Below are 19,167 nucleotides of genomic sequence, written 5' to 3'. Positions count from 1 at the left end.
ACGCGGTCCATCAGCGCCTTCGCATACGGCACGTCGGCATCGGTCTCGCCCTTCGCGCCGAGGCCTTCGTAGCACTCGATGCCGACCAGCTTCAGCGCGGGGCTGGCATGCATGCGGCGCGCGAGCGTGGCGGCTTCGTCTTCGGTGCGCACGCCGCTGCGGCCGCCGGCCACGCCGACCTCGAGCATCGCCTCGAAGGGCAGGGCGCCGGGGTGGGCCTTGGCCCAGGCCTCGATCAGCTCGAGCTGCGCGAGCGAGTCGACCAGGAACACKATGCGCAGGTCGGCATGGCCGCGCAGCAGCGCCTGGATCGCCGCGAGGTCGGCGTCGTGCACGACCTGGTTGGCGATCAGCGTGCGGCGCGCGCCGGTGGCGACGCCGATCGCGAGCTGGTTGACGGTKGCGAAGGTCAGGCCCCAGGCGCCGGCRTCGAGCTGGCGSCGGAACAGCTGCGGCGACATCGTGGTCTTGCCGTGCGGTGCGAGCTGGATGCCCCAGTCCTGCGTGCGCTGCTGCATCCACGCGATGTTGTGCTCCAGCGCCTCGCGCTTCAGCACGGCGAGCGGCAGCGGCAGGTCGCCGGCCAGCACGTTCCAGCCGGCGGCAGCGACCTCGCTGCGCCGGCGCGGCGCGGCGGTCAGCGGGTAGCCCTTCAGGCCGGGTTGCAGCAGCGGGTCGATCAGGTCGTCGGTCATGGTGGTCATGCGGTGATCAGGTCGTCGCGAATGCAGGCCGAGAGGCGGCCGGCGCCCTTGTCCGCGAGAGGGGGGATGGCCTGCGCGCAAGCCTCGATCGCGTGCGGGCARCGYGTGCGGAACACGCAGCCCGAMGGCGGGTTSAYCGGGCTCGGGATGTCGCCCTTCAGCGGGATGATCTCGGTCTTGTCCAGCGGGTCGGGCTTCGGGCTCGCGGCCAGCAGCGCCTGCGTGTACGGGTGCAGCGGCCGCGCGAACAGCTCGGCGGTGGTCGACACCTCCATCACCCGGCCCAGGTACAGCACCACGACGCGGTCGCACAGGTACTCGACCACGTCCAGGTCGTGCGAGATGAACAGCATCGTCAGCGACAGCCGCTCGCGCAGCTCGGCCAGCAGGTTGATCACCTGCGCCTGGATCGACACGTCGAGCGCCGACAGCGGCTCGTCGGCGACGATGAACTCCGGCTCCACCGCCAGCGCCCGCGCGATGCCGATGCGCTGCCGCTGGCCGCCGGAGAACTCGTGCGGGAAGCGGCTCGCATGCTCCGGCCGCAGCCCGACCAGCTCGAGCAGCTCGGCGATGCGCTCCTTGCGCCGGCCCTTCGCGAGCCCGTGCGTCGACAAGGCCTCGTCGAGGATCGCGCTGATGCGCATCTTCGGGTTCAGGCTCGCGTACGGGTCCTGGAAGATGATCTGCAGCTTGCTGCGCAGGCGGCGCATGCGTTCGGCCGACAGCGCGCCGAGGTCGTCGCCGCGGTACAGCACCTGGCCGCCGGTGCGCTCGATCAGGCGCAGCACCGTGCGGCCGATCGTGCTCTTGCCCGAGCCGGATTCGCCGACCAGGCCCAGCGTCTCGCCGGCGCGGATCGCGAACGACACGTCGTCGACGGCGCGCACCGGCTTGTCGCTGCTGCCGAAGTAGCGCCTGAGGTTCTTCACCTCGATCAGCGGGGTGGCTGCATCGCTCATGCGGCATTCCTTTCCAGCGACGGCACGCGGATGCAGCGCGCCTGTCGCGATTCACCGCTGTCCGCGAGCGGCGGCACCGCCTGCGCGCAGGCCGGGATCGCCTGGTCGCAGCGCGGCTCGAACGCGCAGCCCGGCGGCGGCGCGAGCGGGCTCGACACCTGGCCGCGGATCGCGAACAGCCGCTTCGGCCGCGGCTGCCCCGCCGCATGAGACTTGCCCGGCAGGCAGGCCAGCAGCCCCTGCGTGTACGGGTGCGCGGGCGCCGCGAACAGCGGTCGCACCGGCGCCGACTCGACGACCCGGCCGGCATACATCACGACCACGTCGTCGGCATGGTGCGCGACCACGCCGAGGTTGTGCGTGATGAACAGGATGCTCATGCCGGTCTCGGCCTGCAGCCGGCGCATCAGCACCAGGATCTGCGCCTGGATCGTCACGTCGAGCGCGGTGGTCGGCTCGTCTGCGATCAGCAGGGTCGGGTCGCAGGCCATGGCCAGCGCGATCATCACGCGCTGGCGCATGCCGCCCGACAGCTGGTGCGGGTACTCGTGCAGGCGCTGCGCGGCAGCGGGGATCTCCACCAGGTCGAGCATCCGCTTCGCATGCGCGAGCGCGGCGGCGCGGTCCAGCCGCTTGTGCAGCCGCACGCTTTCGGCGATCTGCTCGCCGACGGTGAACACCGGGTTCAGGCTSGTCATCGGCTCCTGGAAGATCATCGCCAKCTCGTTGCCGCGCAGCGCGCGCATCGGCGCATCGGGCAGCGTCAGCAGGTCGACCTCGGCACCGGCCCGCGTGACGAAGCGTGCGCTGCCCGCGACCTGCGCGCGCGCGGTCTTCGGCAGCAGCCGCATCAGCGTCAGGCTGGTGACCGACTTGCCCGAGCCCGATTCGCCGACGATCGCGGTGGTCTTGCCGGGCACGATGCCGAAACTGACGTCGGCCACCGAGCGCACCAGCCCGTCTTCCGTCGGGAAGCAGGTGCTCAGGCCGGTCACGGTGAGGCGGTTGGTGGTCATCAGAGCGTCTTCTTCAGCTTGGGATCGAGCAGGTCGCGCACGCCGTCGCCGAGGATCTGCAGCGACAGCGCCGTCAGGATGATCGCGAGGCCGGGGAACAGCACGACCCAGAATGCGCGGTCGGCGTACTGCTGGCTGCCGGCGACCATCGTGCCCCAGGTGGGAATCTCCGGCGGCACGCCGACGCCGAGGAACGACAGCCCGGCCTCGGCCAGGATCGCGTACGCGAAGATGAACGAGACCTGCACCAGGATCGGCGACAGCAGGTTGGGCAGGATGTGGCGCCACAGGATGCGCGAGGTGCGCACGCCCAGCGCCCGCACCGCCTCGACGAACAGCAGCTCGCGCACCACCAGCGTCGAGGCCCGCACCACGCGCGCGACGCGCGGCGTGTAGACCAGCACCAGCGCCAGCACCACGTTCAGCAGCGAGGCCCCGAGGATCGCGACCAGCGCGATCGCGAGCAGGATGTCGGGGAAGGACATCATCGCGTCGACCACGCGCATCAGCGGCGTGTCGAGCCGGCGGAAGAAGCCCGCCACCAGCCCGAGCAGCGTGCCGGCGAGCACCGAGCCGAGGGCCGTCAGCGCGGCGATCGCGAGCGAATAGCGCGCGCCGTGCACGATGCGCGCGTACAGGTCGCGGCCGAGCTCGTCGGTGCCGAGCAGGTGGGCGGCGCTCGGCGCCTTCAGGCGGTCCAGCACCGCGGTGTCGTTCGGGTYGAACGACGCGAACCAGGGGGCGCCGAGCGCGAGCACCGCGATCACCAGCAGCACGGCGGCCGACAGCATCACGATGCGGCGGTGCATCAGTTGTCGAAGGAGGCGAGGGACTTTCACGACGACATCCTCACAGCTTCACCCGAGGATCGACCGCCACGTACAGCAGGTCGATCGCGAAATTGATCAGCACGTAGATCGCCGCGATCACCAGCAGCGCGCCCTGGATCACCGGGTAGTCGCGCCGCAGCACCGCGTTGACCACCAGGTTGCCGATGCCGGGCAGCCCGAACACCGTCTCGGTGACGACGGCGCCGCCGATCATCAGCGCGACCGTCAGCCCCAGCACCGTGACGACCGGCACCAGCGCGTTGCGCAGCGCATGCTTCAGCACCACCGTGCCTTCGCCGAGGCCCTTCGAGCGCGCGGTGCGCACGTAGTCTTCGCCCAGCACGTCGAGCATCGAGGCCCGCGTGAAGCGGATGATCAGCGCCGAGTTCAGCACCCCCAGCACCAGCGACGGCAGCATCAGCGCATGGAGGCGTTCGCCGAGCGATGCATCGGGCGCCCCGTAGCCCGAGACCGGGAACCAGCCGAGCGACACCGCGAACAGCTGGATCAGCACGATGCCGAACCAGAAGCTCGGGATGCTGGCGCCCAGCATCGCGGCGCCGGTGACGACCTGGTCGAGCCAGCGCCCGCGGTACACCGCCGAGACGATGCCGCACGGGATGCCGATCAGCGCCGCGATGGCCACTGCCATCAGCGCGAGCAGCGTGGTCGGCTCGGCGCGTTCCCACAGCGCCTGCGTGACCGGGCGCTGCAGGAAGATCGACTGGCCGAGGTTGCCGTGCAGCACCTCGCCGAYCCAGTACGCGAACTGCACCGGCAGCGGCTTGTCGAGGCCGTAGTCCTTCTGCACGCGGGCGATGTCCTCGGCGGTGGCCTGGTCGCCCAACAGCACCGAGATCGGGTCGCCCGACGCGGCGCGCGTCAGCACGAACACCATCACCGCGACGATGGCGAGCACGGCCAGCATGCCGGCCAGGCGGGAGAGAAGGTAGCGATGCACGGCCTACTTGATCCGCGCGTTCCAGAAGAACGGCCAGGTCGACGGCACGTAGCCGTCGAGCGCCAGGCTGCGTGCTGCGAGCCCGTTGAAGCGGCCGACGTTGATGTACGGCACCTCGTCGTAGACCACCTGCTGCACCTTGCCCCACAGCGCGCCGCGCTTGGCCGCATCGGTCTCCTGGTTGAAGGCGGCCAGCGCCGCCTGCTTGGCCGGCGAACTCCACCAGCCCGGTGCGCCTTCGCCGAGTTGCGGCGGCGACAGCATCGGCTCGGGGAACTGACCGGAGTGGGTGACGTACAGGTCCCACAGCTTCGAGTCGTTGCGGCGCTGCACCAGCGTCGCCCAGTCGACGACGTTCAGCTCGACCTTGAAGCCGGCGCGCTTCAGCTGCTCGGCCATCAGCAGCGCCATGTTGTAGTGGAAGTCGTACTGCCGGCTCGTCAGCACGCGCACCGGCTCGCCCTTGTAGCCGGCCTTCTCGGCGTCGTCCTTCGCCTTCTTCGCGTTGCGCTGGTTGTAGGCATCGGTGCCGACGTTCGAGTAGAACGGCGAGCCCTTCGGGAAGTGGTTGCCCTCGGCGCTGAAGAAGCGGGTGTCGCCGAAGCCGGCGGCCAGCATCTCGCCCTCGCCGATCGCGGTCTGCAGCGCGCGGCGCACGCCGACGTTGGCGGCCACGCCTTCCTTGGTGTTCAGCACCAGGTACGGGAAGCCGAACGAGGTGGTCAGGATCGGCACCGTCTTGCCGGTGGCCTTCTCGAGCCGCGACAGCGCCTCGACCGGCAGCAGGTCGGCGAAGTCGTACTGCGCGGCCAGCGCGCCTTCGACACGCGTGTTGGCGTTGGGCACCGGCACGAAGCGCAGCTCCTCGATCAGCGCCTCGCGCTTGCCGGCGTAGCCGCTCGCCGGCTCCTTGCGGGCGCTGTACTTGTCGAAGCGGGTCAGCAGCACGTAGGCATCGGGCTTGCGCTCCTTGAAGCGGTACGGGCCGGTGCCGACGAACTCCTTCAGCGGCGTCGCGATCGACTCCTTGGCCATGATCGCGGCCATGCCGCTCGGCAGCGCGAGCTGGGCCAGCAGCGGGGCGTACGGGTTCTTCAGCACGATCTGCACCGCGAGCGGGCTGGTGGCCTTGATGCTGTCGAGCTCCTTGCCGACGGCCTTGCCGCGCGGCGCCTGTTCCATCCAGCGCTGCAGGCTCGCGACCACGTCGTCGGCGTTCAGTTCGCGGCCGCTGTGCAGCAGCACGCCGCGGCGCAATGTGATCGTGTAGGTCTTGCCGTCGGCGCTGATCTTGGGCTGCGCTTCAGCCAGCATCGGCACCACGTTCCACTTCGCGTCGAAGGTGTAGAGCGGCTCGTAGACGTGCTGCATGATGGTGCCGACCAGGTCGGCGGTGGAGGCCATCGGGTCGAGCGTCTGCGGCTCGCCGACCATCGCGAGCGTCGCGAAGTTGCGCGGACCCTGGGCCTGCACGGTGCCGGCGGCCCCGAGCAGGCAGGCGGCCAGGCCGAGCGCGGCGGGCAGCTTCAGCAGGGTGCGGCGGGGGAGGGAAGCGATGCGGGACATGGCGGGATCTCCAACAAGGGCAGTACGGCTGAAATCTGAAAATATTTTTCAGAACGACGCGACTATGGAGCAATCGCCGTGCCAAATAATCGGGGTTTACCCGCCATGTGACGGTGTTGACTGAAAGACACTTTCACATCTATGGTGCGCAGCTGCACTGTTTTCACCCTGAAGGAGTCTTCCATGCCCCTCGAATACCTTGGCGCCCCGCCGGTGGCTTCCGACCGCCAGGCGCGGCCGTTCTCTCCGGCCGTGCGCGCCGGTGACTTCATCTACGTGTCGGGCCAGGTCCCGGCGGATGCGAACGGCGAGATCGTCGCCGGCGGCATCGAGGCGCAGACGCGCCAGGTGATGGAGAACCTGAAGTCGGTGCTGGCGCTGGCCGGCGCAACGTTCGACGACGTCTGCAAGAGCACCTGCTGGCTGCAGGACGCGCGCGACTTCGGCGCGTTCAACCGCATCTACATGAGCTACTTCCCGAACGGGAAGCCGGCGCGCTCGACGACCGAGGCGCGGTTGATGGTGGATGCGAAGGTGGAGATCGACGTGATCGCGTTCAAGCCGGTGAAGTGAGGCGCCAGCGGGGCAAGAGGAGACAAATGGACTGATTCGGTCTTCTGGGAGTTGCGGCTTAATTGCCACCTTATCGACTCAAGGTGGCAAATATGATTTGTTATCGATGGCTGTATGCATCAGATATGATGCGTTCCTTTGGCTGCTAGAAGTCATGCGCCGTCCCGAAGCTGCCTTTGCCAGTCCTGCGTCCCTCGCGGCCTCGGGCCAGTTGGGCGCTGCGATCCGCCTGGCCCGCCTGGCGCGCAACCTCACGCAGGCCGACTTCGCGGAGCGTGCCCGCATGAGCATCGCCACCTTGCAGCGCATCGAGCGCGGTGACCCGGCGGTCAGCTTCTCATCATGGCTGTCGGCGATGGAGGTCTCCAACCTGCTGCCGATTCTCCAGAAGGCCGCAGACCCGGATGCCGATGCTGCCGGCCGCGTCCGGCGTGAACTCGAACAGCGCAAGCGCGCGACCGGATCCAGGGGCAAGGCCGCCGAGGAGGATCCCTATGCCTTCTGAGTTCAAAGGGGTCGTCTTCGCCTGGTTGCCGGACGAGCTGAAGGCTGTTCCGGCCGGGCAGTTGGGCATCGTCGAAGAGGGGCTGAAGCGCGTGTCGTCGAGCTTCGGCTATGGCGCCAAGTACCYCGAACGGCCGAAAGCCATCCCGGTCGATGCGGCGACGCTGTCGCTCGAGGGGGCCGTGCCCGGCTCGCAGCGCACGTACGAGCCGTCCAACGGCCTGGAGTTCTTCGGTGCCGTGCGCGATGCGATGCCCGACATGTGGGGCCGCCGCGTCATCGAGAACATCCTGAAGGTGCCGCCGAATGCGTTGCCGGAGACGCGCTACCTGATGGAGGCCGGCTCGAACCGGTTCGGCGCGCTAGACGTTCGCTCGAGCCTGCAGCACGAGGAGACGCGCGGCCGGCTGGTACCGGTGGCCGACGTGCGCTACCTGCTGGATGCGGCCGACAAGGTCCAGCGCAGCGAGCCGGTGCCGCAGGAGCTGGAGCAGTTGTTCGATGCCGGCCCCAGCATGGGCGGCGCGCGCCCGAAGGCGGTGGTGGTGAAGGACGGCGTCCAGTACCTCGCGAAGTTCCCGTCGGTCGACGATCGCTTCAACATCCCGGCGGTGGAGCGGGCGACGCTGGAGCTGGCCCGCACCTGCGGCCTGACCGTGCCGGCGACCGAACTGCTGCGCCTGCCCGATGGCCGCGACGTGATGCTGATCGAGCGCTTCGACCGCTACCCCTGCGAAGGCGGCTTCGCGCGGCGCCACGCCATCAGTGCGCTGACGGCGCTCGAACTGCACGAGTCGCAGTCCTCACAGGCGTCGTATGCCGACATCTCGCTGAAGCTCGCCGCCATCGGCGCGGCAGGGCGGGTGCAGGGCGACCGCACGGAGCTGTTCGGCCGCATGGTCTTCAACATCCTGGTCAGCAACGACGACGACCACCTGCGCAACCATGCGTTCGTGTGGCAGCCGCAGGCCAAGGGCTGGACGCTCAGCCCGCTCTACGACGTGCTGCCGAAGCCACAGGTGGGGCACACGCGCTACCTGCACCTGAGCGTCGGTGCGCAAGGGCGTCTCGCGACCTTGTCGAATGCGTTGAGCCGGGCGCCGATGTTCGGGCTGACGCAAGAGCAGGCCCGCGAGATCGTCGATCGCATCGCCCGCTGCGTGCGCGAATGGCGAACCCGGTTCGAGGAATTCGGCGTCGAGGCGAAGGACCTGGAGATCGTCAGCTCGGCGATGCGGCATCCGCGGGATGTGGGGTGGGGGTAGGCTCCTCCCCCGCTACCCGCCCCCGCTCGATCACCACCACCCGATCCGCCATCGCGATCGTGTCCGGCCGGTGCGCGACCACCACGCGCGTCAGCTGCATCGCCGCCACCGCGTCGTTCACCGTCTGCTCGTTGCGCAGGTCGAGGTGGCTGGTCGCCTCGTCGAGCACCAGGATGCGCGGCTGGCGGTACAGCGCACGCGCCAGCAGCACGCGCTGTTTCTGCCCGCCCGAGATGCCGACGCCCACGTCGCCGACCAGCGTGTGGTAGCCCATCGGCATCGCCTGGATCTCGGCCTCGATCGCCGCGAGCTTGGCGCAGGCCTCGATGCGCGCCATGTCGGGCTCGGCATCGAAGAAGCAGATGTTGTCGGCCAGCGAGCCGGAGAACAGGCGATCCTCCTGCATCACCGTGCCGATCAGCGCGCGGTAGTTCGCGAGACCCAGGTGCAGGATCGGCGTGCCGTCGAACAGCACCTCGCCCTGCGTCGGCGGCAGCAGCCCGAGCATCACCTTCACCAGCGTCGTCTTGCCGCAACCCGAGGCACCGGTCAGCGCGAGGCACTCGCCGGCTTCCACCGTCAGGTCGACGTTCTCCAGCACCCACGGCTCGGTGCTCGCGTAGCGGTACGAGACGCCGCGCAGCTCGATGCGCGCCGGCCGGCGCGACAGGTCGACCTCGACCGCGTTCGCACCCGCCAGCCCCTCGGCCGCCTCGGCCTCGGCCAGCACGATGTCGGCCACGCGCTCGCCGTGCAGCCGCAGCATCGCCAGCTCCGACAGCTTGTCGATCATCGACGCGACGCGCGTCGAGAACAGCTCCTTGTAGGCCATGTACGCGAACAGCATGCCGACCGTGAAGCTGCCGGCCAGCACCGAGCGCGCCGCGAGCCACACCACCAGCACCCGCTCCAGCCCGAACAGCAGCGTCTGCGCCGTCTCGTTGCCGATGTGCACGCGCTGCACCCGCAGGCCGGCGTTGAACTGGTCGGCCAGCATGTTCATCCAGCCGGCGCGGCGCAGGTTGCCGCGGCCGAACAGCCGCACGCTCTGGATGCCGCTCGCGGTCTCGAGGAAGTGCGTCTGCTGCCGCGCGGCGTGGATGATCTCCTCGGCGCTCGCCGCGCGCAGCGCCCGGAACACCGACCAGCGCAAGCCGGCGTACAGCGCCATCGCGGCCAGCGACACCGCGAGCAGCTTCAGGCTGTAGGCCGCCATCATCGCGGCGGTGCCGAGCACCATCAGCGCATCGACCAGCGCGGTGACCACGCTGGTCGTCAGCGTCTTCTGGATCACCGTCACCGACCCGAAGCACGAGATGATGTGGCCGACGTGCCGCTTCTCGAAGAACTCCAGCGGCAGCTTCACCAGGTGGCCGAACACGTTGCCCAGCCACTGGAAATTGAGCCGCGCGCTCAGCGTCGCGACCCACCAGCCGCGCACCGCGCCGAGGCCCGTCTGCAGCAGCACCAGCAGCCCGAAGCCGATCGCGAGGATCGCGAGCAGGTCGAGGTCGGCCGCGAGCAGCCCGTGGTCGACCACCCACTGCAGGTAGAACGGCAGCGCGATCACCACCACCTCGAGCGCCACCGCGAGCGCCAGGATCTGCCCGAGCGCCGGCCCGAGCCCGGTGATGCGGCCCATCAACCCGCGCAGCGTGAACTCGAGCTTCTCGCGCCGCGGCTCGAAGCCGGCGGCCGGCGTCAGCTCCATCGCGATGCCGGTGAAGTGCTGCGCGAACTCTTCCGGCGTGAAGCTGCGCACGCCGATCGCCGGGTCGTGGATCACGATGCGCCGCGCCGACACCGACTTCAGCACGACGAAGTGGTTCATGTCCCAGTGCAGCACGCAGGGCAGCTGGAGCTGCGGCAGGTGCTCCATCTCGAGCTTCAACGGCCGGTTGTCCAGCCCGAGTGCACCGGCGATGCGCACCATGCTCTCGAAGTTGGTGCCCTTGCGCGACAGCGCGAAGCGCAGCCGCAGCGTCGGCAGGTCGGTGTCGATGCCGTGGTAGACGGCGATCATCGCGATGCTCGCGAGCCCGCATTCGGTGGCCTCGGTCTGCACGATCACCGGCAGGTGGCGCGACAGGCCGAGCCGGCGCGTCACGCCGGGCGGCACCGGATCCTGCTCCAGGCTCATCGCGCCGCCACCTGCAGGCCGGCCAGCGGCTCCAGCACCCACTCGATCAGCGTGCGCTTCTCGGCGACCAGGCTGGCCTGCACGCGCATGCCGGCCTTCAGCGCGTCGCGCCAGGCGAGCGCGGCGCTGTCGGTCGGGTCGATCACGACGCGCACGCGGTAGGTGCCGCCGCCCGCCGCGCCGCCCACCACGTCAGCGGACCGGCTGTCGACGGCCGTCACCGCGCTCTGCGACACCTCGCGAAYGTGCGCCGGCAGCTGGCCGAAGCGCGCATACGGGAACGCATCGACGCGCAGCTTCACCGGCGTGCCCGGCTTCACGAAACCGGCGGCGCGGGTCGGCACGTCGAGCTCGGCTTCCAGTGCGCCGCCGTTGCCGCCGGGCAGCAGCGTCGCCAGCAGCTGGCCCGCCGCGACCGATTGGCCGGGGCTGGCGAGCACGGTGGCGATGCGCCCGGCCTGTGGTGCCAGCACGGCCGTCTCGCGGCGCGCTTCGTTCTCGGCCTGCTGCTGCGACAGCGCCTGCGATTCGCGCCGCAGCTGCGAGCCCTCGCGGTCGGCCTGCAGCGGCACGGCCTGGCGCTGCGCGCGGGTGGCGGCCAGGTCCTGCTGCAGCGCGAGCCGCTGGCGCTCCAGCGTGGCCAGGCGCGACTGCTGGTCGAGCACCTCGGCGTTCTTCTCGGCGACCTCGACCGGCGACACCGCGCCCGAGCGCACCAGCTCCGGGTAGCGCGCGGCGATGTCCTGCATCACCGCGACGCGTTCGCGCTGCAACGCGATCTCGCGCTCATGCTGCCTCAGCGAAGCCTCCAGGCTGGTGCTGCGCGCATCGAGCGCGGCGGCCTGCTGGCGCGCCTGCTCGGCCTGCTGCTTCAGCTCGTCGCGCAGCGCCTGCTGGCGGCTGGTCAGCGAGTCGGCGACGGCCGACTGCGTCGGCCCCTGCGCGCTGGATTGCTCGGCCGACAAGCGCAGCACCGGCGCGTTCGCCGCCACCTGCTGCCCCTGCGCGGCACCACCCGCGAGCACCACGCCGGCCTGCGGCGCCACCAGCCGCAGCACGCCGCCGCTCGGCAGCAGCACGCCGCCGACGGTTTCCTGGCGCGCAAAGCCCTGCGTCGCGGCGAACGCGATCAGCGCGAACACCAGCAGCACGAAGAAAGCCGTCCACGCGGCCTGCTGCGGGCTGCGCGTCAGCACGATGGCGCCGTGGAACTTCTGGCGCTGGTGGTCGATGGCCTGGCGGCGGAACAGGTCGGGCACGGCGGGCAGGTGAAGCCTTCGAGACGCGCAGAGTATCGGAGAAACCACCCGCTGCACATGCCCGGCCGGCCGGCGTCAGCTGTGACTGGTGAAGAAGAACAGGCCGTTCGCGCTGTAGTTGTTGACGCAGTACGCCGCGAACTCGCCGTGGTTGCGCAGGTGGGTGACAGGTTGCACGCCACGCTGTCCGACCAGGTTCATGCCCTTGTCGTACTTCCGGAACACCCCACCCTTGCCCGGTTGGTCGGCGGTGTTGGCATCGGTCTGCGACAGGTGGGTGACCTGGCCGTACGCGTCGCGGTGGATCCGCGCGTAGTGGAAGCCCTGCGTGTCATTGTTCCAGTGGGCCACCGAGGTGGCCCCGTGGGGAATCGGGGTGGCGGCGAACTGGTCGAACGTGAGGCCGTTGTTCACGTCGAGGTGCAGCGGACTGCGCACGCTTTCGACCGAAGGGGCCCCGAAATACGGATCGTGGGAACTGACGAAGTAGTCGTGGCTGCCGGACGCATGCTGCCCGCAATCGGCGTTGGAGTGGTCCGTGCGATCGATGCGCGAACCGAGCCCGCGTTGCTTTCCCATGCTGAACGATGTATTCCGCTGTGCGTCGGCCATCACCGGCGCTTGGCGGTGATCGATCGGCTGCCCGTAGACGGGTGCGGCAGGAGCGTACGGCAGCGGCGCCGGCTCATAGGGCGCGTAGTAGCCCATAGGCTGGCTGCTCGACGAAGCACCGTAGTGGCCCGTCGGCTGACTGCTCGACGAAGCACCGTAGTAGCCCGAGGGGCCGGCGCCCGACGCGTCACCGTAGCCGGCCGGTGGGAAATCCAGGTGCGACGCATCGTAGCCGTGCTCATCGCGCAGCGTGCCGTGCTGGTCGCGCCAGTAGGAGGCGCCCCCCTTCAGCCGGGCCTCTTTCGGGTCGACGCCGACCTGGGCCGGCGTGGCGGCATCGCCATCGCCTCGCACCCCGATCTTCGTCAGGTCGTGGACCGGCTGGTGGGTCGTGTGGTCGAACACCGTGAACTTGCCGTTCGGCTGGGAGAGGCCGGTGACCTCCGCCTTTTCGCCCGTGCCGGGCCGCACATAGGTCATGACCTCGTAGGGCTGTCCATTCGCCTGCCTGGGCGTGTCATCGCCTTGGCGGATGACGCCCTTGCCCAGTTGCAGGACGCTTTGATCGAACGACAAGGGCGGCTCGCCGGTGCCGGCGGCCGATGCGGCGGGTCGTGCGCCGCGGGATGCCATCGAACCCTTGGACGAGCTGGTCCTGCGCTTCAGCGATGAGCCGGCTGCATCGTCTGCCGTGGAGCGACGCGAGGCGGTCGACAGGGTCGGCTGCGGGGATGTGGGCTGGGCGGCCGATGTCGACATCGGCGTGCTGGTGGGAGTTGCGGTCGAGTTGATCTTCACGGTTGGATTCCTCGCAGAGGGGGCGGGCGCCGGGAGTGACGGTCGGGCCATCATCCGCAAAGCATCGGACTCGCCGCGCGGTAATGCGAAAGGCGCCCTCGGAATCCGAAGCCCGGCCTCCGCGGCCGTTCGCTCAGGTGCTTTGCCGCACCATCAGCTGATACCCCGCATCGATCGCCGGCTGCGCGACGCTCTCGCCGCGCATCAGCGCCAGCAGCATGCGCGCCGCCGCCGCGCCCACTTCGCCGCGCGGCGTGCGAACGGTGGTCAGCGCCGGCAGCATCTGGTCGCTGCCGGTCAGGTCGTTGAAGCCGGCGATCGCGATGCGCTCCGGCACCGCCACGCCCAGCCGCAGCGCGGCCAGCAGCGCGCCTTGCGCCAGGTCGTCGTTGCAGAAGAAGATCGCATCGACCGGCCGCTTCAGCTCGAGGATCTGCTCCAGCATCTGCCCGCCGAGCGCGAGCGACGACGGTGCCGGGTTCAGCCATTCGAGCGTCGCGTCGTACGCGCCGGCCAGCTTCAGCTCGCGCCGCCAGCCTTCGCGCCGCTGCATCGTGCGCGGGTCGAGCTGGGCGGCGGCGAACGCGATGCGGCGCCGCCCGCGCGACAGCAGGTGGCGCGTCAGCGCCGCCGCCGCATCGGCCTGCGAGAAACCGACGCTGTAGACGCCCGGCACCTCCGACAGCTCCATCAGGTGCACGCAGGGCACGCCGCTCTGCGCGATCAGCGCCCGCGTGGCCTCGCTGCGGTCGAGCCCGGTCACCATCAGGCCGGCCGGACGGTGCTGCAACTGCTCGCGCAGCAGTTGCTCTTCTTCGCCGATGTCGTAGTGCGTGACGCCGATCAGGCTCTGGTAGCCGGCGGCGCGCAGCGTGCGCTGCACCTCCTCGAGCAGGTCGACGAACAGCGCGTTCGACAGCATCGGGATCAGCACCGCGACGTGCGCGCTGTGCCGCGACGCCAGCGCGCGCGCCGCCGGATCGGGCACGTAGCCCAGGCGCTGCGCGGCGCTCTTGACGCGCGCGACCAGGTCGGGGTGCACCGCGCGCTCGCCGCGCAGCGCGCGCGACACCGTGATCGGGCTCACCTCGGCCAGCCGCGCCACGTCGGCCAGCGTCACGCGGCCGGTGGCGCGCGGGCGGGAGGGCGTGCTGCTGGTGAAGGTGGCGTCGGTCGTCATGGCGCGTGGGTCAGGGGAGCCCATCAGGGAAAGTCCGCATCGGTGGGCGAGCCATTGTTCACTAGGATAGCGCTGTCCTGCAACGAAGATGATGCAGTGATTCCCCTGATATCCACCGCTTTTCTGCGGAGGACAGCGCTGTCTGGGCTGCTTGCGGCTCGGCGCGCCCAGGCCTTGTTTTCCAGTTCTTCTCGTGCGGCGGCAGATGATCGGTTCGGTGGTGATGATGGGGGTGGCCGGGTGCGGCAAATCGACGGTGGGCGCGGTGGTCGCGCAGGCCGAGCGGCTGCAGTTGGTGGAGGGTGACGATCACCACAGCGCGGCCAGCCGCGACAAGATGAGCCGCGGCATCCCGCTGACCGATGCCGACCGCGACGGCTGGCTGACGACGCTGGCCGGCGAGCTGGCGGCGCACCCGCAGGGCATCGTGCTCACCTGCTCGGCCTTGCGCCGCGCCTACCGCGAGCGGCTGCGCGCCGCCGCCCCCGCGCTGCGCTTCGTGTTCCTCGACCTGACGCGCGAGCAGGCGCTGGCGCGCGTCACCGCGCGGGCGTCGGCGCATTTCTTCTCGGCCAGCCTGGTCGACAGCCAGTTCGAGACGCTCGAGTCGCCGGTCGGCGAGCCGCGCGTGCTGCGGGTCGACGCGACCGCGCCGCTGGCCGAACTGCAGACCCGCATCTCGGCCTGGCTGCATGCCACGGAGACCCCATGACGACCGACTCTTCTTCTGCGCCGGCTTCCGCGCGGCCTCATCCGCTGCTGCGCCTGGCCAACCTCGCGATGGGCGCCTGCCTGGGCGTGATGGCGGTCGCGGTGTTCATCAACGTCGTGCTGCGCTACGGCTTCGGCAGCGGCGTCGCGGCCAGCGAGGAGCTGTCGCGGCTGCTGTTCGTGTGGATGGTGTTCATCGGCGCGACGGCCGCCTACCCGCTGGGCGAGCACATGGCCTTCACCAGCCTGCTCGGCGCGCTGCAGCGCAAGCCGCTGGCCATGCGGCTGCTCACGGTGCTGATCCGCCTGCTGGTCGTGGCGGCCTGCGCGATGCTGGCCTGGGGCGCGTGGCAGCAGGTGGTGGTCGGCATGGACAGCCGCTCGGTGGTGCTCGGCTACCCGGCGGCGCTGCTGCCGCTGCCGGCCTTGCTGTGCGCGCTCGCGATCGGCGCGATGGCGTTCGTCGAGCTGGTGCGCAACAAGCCGATGGCGCTCGGCCACGGCGCGGAGGTCGAGTGATGTCGCCCGAAGGTCTGGCATTCGTCGTCTTCTCCGCCGGCATGCTGCTGCTGATGGGCATCGGCATGAACATGGCGCTCGCGCTGGTGCTCACCGGGGCCGGCATGGCCTGGGTGCTCGGCTTCTGGGACACCCAGCTGCTGGCGCAGAACCTGGTGGCCGGCATCGACAGCTTCCCGCTGCTGGCGGTGCCGTTCTTCATCCTGGCCGGCGAGCTGATGAACTCCGGCGGCATCAGCCGCCGCATCATCGACATGGCGCAGGCCTGGGTCGGCCACATCCGCGGCGGCCTCGGCTACGTGGCGATCGGCGCGGCGGTGCTGATGGCCAGCATGAGCGGCTCGGCACTCGCCGACACCGCGGCGCTCGCCACCATCCTGCTGCCGATGATGCGCCAGCAGGGCTACCCGATGGCGACTTCGGCCGGGTTGATCGCATCGGGCGGGATCATCGCGCCGATCATCCCGCCGTCGATGCCGTTCGTGATCTACGGCGTGACGACCAACACCTCGATCTCGGCGCTGTTCATCTCCGGCATCGTGCCGGGGCTGCTGATGGGGGTCGGGCTGATCTTCGCGTGGAAGTGGGTGCTGCGCCGCATCGAGCTGCCGAAGGGCACGCCGCTGCCGATGCGCGAGCGCCTGAAGGCGACCACCCGGGCCTTCTGGGCGATGCTGATGCCGATCATCATCATCGGCGGCATGAAGAGCGGCGTCTTCACGCCGACCGAGGCGGCGGTGGTCGCGGCCTTCTATGCGCTGGTGGTGGCRCTGTTCGTGCACCGCGAGATGCGCGTCGTCGAGGTCGGCGGCGTGCTGGTGCGCGCGGCCAAGACCACGGCCATCGTGATGTTCCTGTGCGCCGGCGCGCAGGTCGCGAGCTACATGATCACGCTGGCCGACCTGCCGAGCGTGCTGACGAACTGGCTGGGTCCGCTGGTCGAGAGCCCGCGCCTGCTGATGGCGGTGATGATGGTCGTGCTGGTGCTGATCGGCACCGCGCTCGACCTGACGCCGACGATCCTGATCTTCGGCCCGGTGATGCTGCCGATCGCGGTGAAGGCCGGCATCGACCCGGTCTACTTCGGGCTGATGTTCATCCTGAACGGCGCGATCGGGCTGATCACSCCGCCGGTGGGCACGGTGCTGAACRYGGTGGCCGGTGTCGGCCGGCTGCCGATGAGCAGCGTGATCAAGGGCGTCAACCCGTTCCTGCTGGTCTACGTGCTGCTGCTGGCGCTGTTCGTCGTGTTCCCGCAGATCGTGATCGCGCCGGTGCACTGGATGCGCTGAGGCCATTGCACGGAGATTTCCTTTTCTTCCATCCCCCAGGAGACAAACCATGACCATGATTCGCCGTACGCTCGTGGCCGCCGCTGCGGTGGCCGCCTTCACCGCGCCGCTCGCCGGCTTCGCGCAGGACATCAAGCCGCGCCTGATCCGTTTCGGCTACGGGCTGAACGAGCAGAGCAACCAGGGCCGTGCCGCGAAATTCTTCGCCGAGCAGGTCGAGAAGGCTTCGGGCGGCAAGATGAAGGTGCGCGCGATCGGCGCCGCCGCGCTCGGCCCGGACGTGCAGATGCAGCAGGCGCTGATCGGTGGCGCGCAGGAGATGATGGTCGGCTCCACCGCGACGCTGGTCGGCATCACGAAGGAGATGGCACTGTGGGACACGCCGTTCCTGTTCAACAACGCGAAGGAAGCCGACACGGTGCTCGATGGCCCGATCGGCCAGAAGGTGAATGCCAGGCTGCAGGACAAAGGCCTGGTCGGCCTCGCGTACTGGGAGAACGGCTTCCGCAACCTGACCAACAGCAAGCGGCCGATCACGAAGCTGGAAGACCTGAACGGCGTCAAGCTGCGCGTGATGCAGAACAACGTCTACCTGGACAGCTTCAAGACGCTGGGCGCGAACGCGGTGCCGCTGCCGTTCTCCGAGCTGTTCAGCGCGCTGGAGACGAACACGGTCGACGGGCAGGAGAATCCGTACAACACCATCCTGTCGAGCAAGTTCTTCGAGGTGCAGAAGTACCTCAGCATCACCAACCACGTCTACAGCCCGTGGATCGTGCTGGTCAGCAAGAAGTGGTGGGACGGCCTGTCGAAGGACGAGCAGAAGGTGCTGGCCGATGCCGCGAAGGCGAGCCGTGATTTCGAGCGCAAGGACACGCGCGACGAGGCCGGCAAGGCGCTGGCCGACCTGAAGGCCAAGGGCATGCAGATCAACGAGCTGTCGCCGGTCGAGGCCGGCCGCATGCGCGACAAGCTGACGCGCGTGAATGCCGGCATCGGCGCGAACATCGGCATGGAGCTGTGGCAGGAGACGCAGGCGGAACTGGCCCGCCTGCGCAAGTAAGCCGGATCAGCGCGTGAAGCTGTCGATGGTGCTGCCGTCGACACCGATCACCTTGGCGGTGATCGTCGAATCCTTGATGTCGAAGCGCACGTAGTGGTTCACCGCGGTGGCCTTGGCGTTCAACGCACCGATCGTGCGGAAGCCCGCCAAGTCCGACCCCCCGCCGCCGGTGATCAGGTAGACCGTGCCCTTCGCATCGTCTCGCACGCCCGCCGGGTTCGCGCTGTCGGCATACACCGGCACCGAGCGCTCGTACACGTGGTTGTGGCCCGAGATCACCATCTTCACCTTGTACTTGCTGAACTCCTGCAGCAGCGTGTTCCACGACGCGTTCGCCGCGTGCCCGTCGGAATACGTCACCAGCGGCGCATGCGTCAGCACGATGGTGTTCTTGATCGCCGGGTTGGCCGCCGCCTTCGCCAGGTCCCAGCGCAGCCAGTCGAGCTGGTGCTTGTAGTAGTACGAGTCGTAGTTGCCCTCGTTCGCCACGGTGCAGCCGTTCGAACACTCCATCAGGTTGTAGTAGTCCGAATTCAGGTGCATCACCGTGAAGTGCGTGTTCTTGTAGTCGAACGAGTAGTACATGAACTCCGCATACACGCCGCGCACCTTGGCGCAGGCCGATGCGTAGAACGCGCTGTCGGTCAGGTGCTGGATGTCGGTGCGCGTCCAGTCCTGGAAGTAGGCCTTGGCCTGCGTGTGGTTGGGCACCAGCTTCTGCACCGTCGCCTGGCTGAACACGTCGCAGAAGCCGTTGCCGAACTTGTCCGGGTACCAGCCGTCGCCGAAGTTGTCGTCGTGGTTGCCGACCACCGGGAAGTAGTACACCGGCAGCCCGGCCGCCGGCGCCTTGTTCTGCAGCGGCGCGATGATCTCCTTGAAGCTGCCCTTGGCCGCATCGGTCGCGCAGTCGCCGCGCTGCACCCAGTTGGTCGACTTGTCRTAGCCGGTGATCATGTCGCCGGTGTTGAAGACGAAGGCCGCGCTGGCCTCGGCCGCCATCTTGGTCACCAGGTTGATGTGGATGGCGTTGCCGTCGCAGCCGCCGCCGGCCCGGCTGTCGCCATAGGCCAGGAAGCTGAACGAGGTGCCGTCGCCGGCGGGCGGCGTGCCGGGCGCGGCTTCCGCCGAATCTCCGCCTCCGCCGCCGCTGCAGGCCGCGACGGCGGCGAGAACCACCAGCGTGATGTGGAAGAAGCGATGCATCGCGGG

Annotated in this window: 18 protein-coding genes; 7 read left to right on the top strand and 11 right to left on the bottom strand. The window is 69.3% G+C overall.

What is annotated here, in order from left to right; genetic code table 11:
* The 6 genes from AC1D12_RS01240 to AC1D12_RS01215 form a co-directional block, all read right to left on the bottom strand.
* On the bottom strand, positions 1 to 704 hold a 704-nt coding region (locus AC1D12_RS01240), incomplete at its 3' end, for an alanine racemase (protein WP_477838498.1).
* Positions 701 to 1,666 carry an ABC transporter ATP-binding protein gene (locus AC1D12_RS01235; RefSeq protein WP_477838496.1) on the bottom strand — a complete coding sequence of 322 codons (966 nt, stop codon included), beginning with the start codon at positions 1,664 to 1,666 and terminating at the stop codon, positions 701 to 703. The genes AC1D12_RS01235 and AC1D12_RS01240, both read right to left, overlap by 4 nt.
* Positions 1,663 to 2,682: an ABC transporter ATP-binding protein gene (locus tag AC1D12_RS01230; RefSeq protein WP_477838494.1), complete on the bottom strand. Its 1,020-nt coding sequence runs from the start codon at positions 2,680 to 2,682 to the stop codon at positions 1,663 to 1,665. Before AC1D12_RS01230 ends, AC1D12_RS01235 begins: the two co-directional genes overlap by 4 nt.
* A complete protein-coding gene (locus tag AC1D12_RS01225) occupies positions 2,682 to 3,521 on the bottom strand; it encodes an ABC transporter permease (RefSeq protein ID WP_477838492.1) in 840 nt (279 codons plus the stop codon). The genes AC1D12_RS01230 and AC1D12_RS01225 overlap by 1 nt, the downstream gene beginning before the upstream one ends.
* 10 nt (positions 3,522 to 3,531) lie before the next feature.
* Positions 3,532 to 4,473 (bottom strand): ABC transporter permease, encoded by a 942-nt coding sequence (locus AC1D12_RS01220; RefSeq protein WP_477838490.1) that lies wholly within the window; start codon positions 4,471 to 4,473, stop codon positions 3,532 to 3,534.
* A gap of 3 nt (positions 4,474 to 4,476) precedes the next feature.
* On the bottom strand, positions 4,477 to 6,039 hold the full coding sequence (locus AC1D12_RS01215; RefSeq protein WP_477828092.1) for an ABC transporter substrate-binding protein: 1,563 nt from the start codon (positions 6,037 to 6,039) through the stop codon (positions 4,477 to 4,479).
* A 183-nt stretch (positions 6,040 to 6,222) separates the two neighbouring features.
* Here AC1D12_RS01215 and AC1D12_RS01210 point away from each other — a divergent pair, with 183 nt between their 5' ends.
* The 3 genes from AC1D12_RS01210 (at position 6,223) to AC1D12_RS01200 (ending at position 8,381) form a co-directional block, all read left to right on the top strand.
* Positions 6,223 to 6,612, top strand: coding sequence for a RidA family protein (locus AC1D12_RS01210; RefSeq protein WP_477828091.1), 390 nt, complete (start codon positions 6,223 to 6,225; stop codon positions 6,610 to 6,612).
* Positions 6,613 to 6,766: 154 nt separating this feature from the next.
* Entirely contained in the window at positions 6,767 to 7,117 is a 351-nt protein-coding gene (locus AC1D12_RS01205; RefSeq protein WP_477828090.1) for a helix-turn-helix domain-containing protein, read from the top strand.
* Positions 7,107 to 8,381 carry a type II toxin-antitoxin system HipA family toxin gene (locus tag AC1D12_RS01200; RefSeq protein WP_477838488.1) on the top strand — a complete coding sequence of 425 codons (1,275 nt, stop codon included), beginning with the start codon at positions 7,107 to 7,109 and terminating at the stop codon, positions 8,379 to 8,381. Before AC1D12_RS01205 ends, AC1D12_RS01200 begins: the two co-directional genes overlap by 11 nt.
* Here AC1D12_RS01200 and AC1D12_RS01195 read toward each other — a convergent pair.
* The 4 genes from AC1D12_RS01195 to gntR all read right to left on the bottom strand — a co-directional run bounded on the left by AC1D12_RS01195 (position 8,338) and on the right by gntR (position 14,370).
* Positions 8,338 to 10,521: a peptidase domain-containing ABC transporter gene (locus AC1D12_RS01195; RefSeq protein ID WP_477826899.1), complete on the bottom strand. Its 2,184-nt coding sequence runs from the start codon at positions 10,519 to 10,521 to the stop codon at positions 8,338 to 8,340. The two genes, AC1D12_RS01200 and AC1D12_RS01195, sit on opposite strands and share 44 nt — an antisense overlap.
* The gene (locus AC1D12_RS01190; RefSeq protein WP_477838486.1) at positions 10,518 to 11,780 is read right to left on the bottom strand and encodes an HlyD family secretion protein; all 1,263 of its coding nucleotides are present in this window, start codon (positions 11,778 to 11,780) and stop codon (positions 10,518 to 10,520) included. The genes AC1D12_RS01195 and AC1D12_RS01190 overlap by 4 nt, the downstream gene beginning before the upstream one ends.
* A gap of 75 nt (positions 11,781 to 11,855) precedes the next feature.
* Positions 11,856 to 13,190 carry a hypothetical protein gene (locus AC1D12_RS01185; RefSeq protein ID WP_477838485.1) on the bottom strand — a complete coding sequence of 445 codons (1,335 nt, stop codon included), beginning with the start codon at positions 13,188 to 13,190 and terminating at the stop codon, positions 11,856 to 11,858.
* Between the two features lie 133 nt (positions 13,191 to 13,323).
* Entirely contained in the window at positions 13,324 to 14,370 is a 1,047-nt protein-coding gene (gene gntR, locus AC1D12_RS01180) for an HTH-type transcriptional regulator GntR (RefSeq protein WP_047503247.1), read from the bottom strand.
* A 205-nt stretch (positions 14,371 to 14,575) separates the two neighbouring features.
* Here gntR and AC1D12_RS01175 point away from each other — a divergent pair, with 205 nt between their 5' ends.
* Genes AC1D12_RS01175 through AC1D12_RS01160 form a run of 4 tightly spaced genes read left to right on the top strand, consistent with a single transcriptional unit; the run spans position 14,576 to position 17,955 of the window.
* Positions 14,576 to 15,082: a gluconokinase gene (locus tag AC1D12_RS01175; protein WP_047503245.1), complete on the top strand. Its 507-nt coding sequence runs from the start codon at positions 14,576 to 14,578 to the stop codon at positions 15,080 to 15,082.
* Positions 15,079 to 15,600 carry a TRAP transporter small permease gene (locus tag AC1D12_RS01170; protein ID WP_477827082.1) on the top strand — a complete coding sequence of 174 codons (522 nt, stop codon included), beginning with the start codon at positions 15,079 to 15,081 and terminating at the stop codon, positions 15,598 to 15,600. The genes AC1D12_RS01175 and AC1D12_RS01170 overlap by 4 nt, the downstream gene beginning before the upstream one ends.
* Positions 15,600 to 16,892, top strand: a complete 1,293-nt coding sequence (locus tag AC1D12_RS01165; protein ID WP_477838483.1) for a TRAP transporter large permease — start codon at positions 15,600 to 15,602, stop codon at positions 16,890 to 16,892. Before AC1D12_RS01170 ends, AC1D12_RS01165 begins: the two co-directional genes overlap by 1 nt.
* A gap of 49 nt (positions 16,893 to 16,941) precedes the next feature.
* A complete protein-coding gene (locus AC1D12_RS01160) occupies positions 16,942 to 17,955 on the top strand; it encodes a TRAP transporter substrate-binding protein (RefSeq protein WP_465113883.1) in 1,014 nt (337 codons plus the stop codon).
* Between the two features lie 6 nt (positions 17,956 to 17,961).
* Here AC1D12_RS01160 and AC1D12_RS01155 read toward each other — a convergent pair whose 3' ends face one another.
* Positions 17,962 to 19,161, bottom strand: coding sequence for a metallophosphoesterase (locus AC1D12_RS01155; RefSeq protein ID WP_477827080.1), 1,200 nt, complete (start codon positions 19,159 to 19,161; stop codon positions 17,962 to 17,964).
* Between the last annotated feature and the right edge of the window lie 6 nt (positions 19,162 to 19,167).

The sequence above is a fragment of the Rhizobacter sp. P1_G5 genome, assembly GCF_056405435.1.
Note: the sequence above shows the minus strand (reverse complement) of the source record. Positions and strands in the feature narration are given on the sequence as shown.